Here is a 977-nt window from a genome sequence, read left to right on the forward strand (position 1 = left end):
CGTCGCCACACGCTACGACAAGCTCGCGGAAAACTTCCTCGCAAGCCTCAAGCTCGTATGCGTCAGGATCTGGCTACGCGGTAATGAGTCGACGGCCTAGTGCTTCCTGCTCCTCGTGCCGCGCGAGCCGCCAGTACATGAAGGCCAGGACGGGGAACATCGCGACCGTCAGCAGCGTCGGCCATTGCAGCAGGAAGCCGAACATCACGAGGACGAAGCCGACGTATTGCGGATGCCTGATCCGGGCGTAGATGCCAGTGGTGGCGAGCGTGCCGCGTCGCTGAGCCTCGTAGAGCACCCTCCAACCGGCCGCGATCAACATGAAGCCGCCGCCGATGAACAGGAAGCTCAGCAGGTGAAAGGGGCCGAAATGCGGGTTCGCTCGCCAGCCGAAGAGTTCCTCGAGAAGATGCCCTGCGTCGTGGGAGAGCCAGTTGACGTCCGGATATCTGGACTGCAACCAACCGGATAGGAGGTAGATCGTCAGCGGGAAGCCGTACATTTCCGTAAAGAGGGCCAGGATGAAGGCGCTGAAGGCTCCGAATGAGCGCCAGTCGCGCGGTGACTTCGGCTTGAAGAAGCTGAAAGCAAAAAAGATGAAGACTGCGGAGTTCAGAAGAACAAGGGACCAAAGCCCGTAGGCGGGAACGTTGTCGTGCATGGGAGCGCTCCGAGAGCCTGATCAGTGTTCGTGCGGAGGCTGCCGCCAACCTGAGGACGGCTGGATTGATTGGTTGCCGTGGCCTCCATGTCTTCCATGCATGAACACATGAAGCAGCGGGCATGCGAGGAATATTAGCAACGGGAGCCAGCCGAGGAGATGGGCGCGGTGCTCCGCAATCAGATAGAAGGCCGCGACTGCCAGAAACCCGACGAGAGCGGTCGTGTCCCATAGCGTGGTGTAGCTGACGGTGGTCACCGGCGATTGCCGGTTAGGTTTGGGTTGTGAACGCCAACCCTGAACCGAGAGATCCCCG

General features: G+C 60.5%; 2 protein-coding genes and 1 pseudogene. 1 reads left to right on the forward strand and 2 read right to left on the reverse strand.

What is annotated here, in order from left to right; all coding sequences use genetic code 11:
* Positions 1-100: pseudogene (locus ACFPN9_RS24210) on the forward strand (IS5/IS1182 family transposase); the annotation flags it as partial.
* Here ACFPN9_RS24210 and ACFPN9_RS24215 read toward each other — a convergent pair.
* Together ACFPN9_RS24215 and ACFPN9_RS24220 are read right to left on the reverse strand one after the other, a co-directional pair.
* Entirely contained in the window at positions 74-661 is a 588-nt protein-coding gene (locus ACFPN9_RS24215) for a methyltransferase family protein (protein WP_068075328.1), read from the reverse strand. The pseudogene ACFPN9_RS24210 and the gene ACFPN9_RS24215 sit on opposite strands and share 27 nt — an antisense overlap.
* Positions 662-682: 21 nt before the next feature.
* The coding region (locus ACFPN9_RS24220; protein WP_377817777.1) for a DUF2933 domain-containing protein at positions 683-977 on the reverse strand (295 nt) is incomplete at its 5' end.

Origin of the sequence: Allobosea massiliensis (assembly GCF_042655245.1) — a bacterium.
In the GTDB taxonomy this organism is placed as follows: Bacteria; Pseudomonadota; Alphaproteobacteria; order Rhizobiales; family Beijerinckiaceae; genus Allobosea; species Allobosea massiliensis.

What these genes read in the sequence shown, in the direction of transcription:
- ACFPN9_RS24215 (WP_068075328.1), bottom strand. Translation starts at nt 661, where the DNA reads ATGCACGACAACGTTCCCGCCTACGGGCTTTGGTCCCTTGTTCTTCTG.